At 34.9% G+C, this 664-nt stretch carries 1 protein-coding gene; it reads left to right on the top strand.

The window, feature by feature from the left end:
* Window positions 1–154 precede the first annotated feature (154 nt).
* On the top strand, window positions 155–664 hold a 510-nt coding region (locus L1D50_RS23250; RefSeq protein ID WP_239966959.1), incomplete at its 3' end, for a heparinase II/III-family protein.

Below are 664 nucleotides of genomic sequence, written 5' to 3'. Positions count from 1 at the left end.
GTATATATTCTTGAAGTCTATAAAAAACGAAGAAAATGAAATCCCATTGATAGGTGATAATGATAGCGGAAGTGTACTAATTTTAAATGATTACTTTAGCTCAAATAGGGGAAACCTTGCTTCTCTAACTGAGGTTAGCAAATGTGTTTTTTGTATGAAAGATGAAGTAGTCGATGATTCACCTTTCCTTCTAGGAGTAAAAGGCCGGCTAAATGTTAAGGAAATCAGCTCAAAAAGCTCTTATATGGACTCTGGTTTTTATATCATAAAAAATGACCTTTTTAAGGCCATAATACGTTGCGGTCCACTGTCTATGAAAGGCCAAGGAGGTCACAGTCATAATGATCAACTAAGCTTTATACTAAGCATTGCTGGTTTACCTGTTTTTATCGACCCCGGAACAATTACATACACAGGAAATGCAGAGTTAAGAAATCTCTCTCGAAGGACATCATCTCATAACACTGTTCAAATAGGAGATGAAGAACAGAACCTTATTGGCAATGATTTATTTGCATTAAAGGAAAGGACATTTTCTAAATGTATAGTACATTCAGATAGCCATTTTGAAGGGGAACATCAAGGCTTTTTTGATAGGTTTGGCTGCGTCCATAAGAGAATTATAGATATTAAAGACTCTGAGTTTTCTGTTTCTGACTTTATT

The sequence above is a fragment of the Pseudoalteromonas sp. Isolate6 genome (genome assembly GCF_022398435.1).
GTDB classification, from domain to species: domain Bacteria; phylum Pseudomonadota; class Gammaproteobacteria; order Enterobacterales; family Alteromonadaceae; genus Pseudoalteromonas; species Pseudoalteromonas galatheae.
This window is presented reverse-complemented; position numbering and strand designations above follow the sequence as displayed.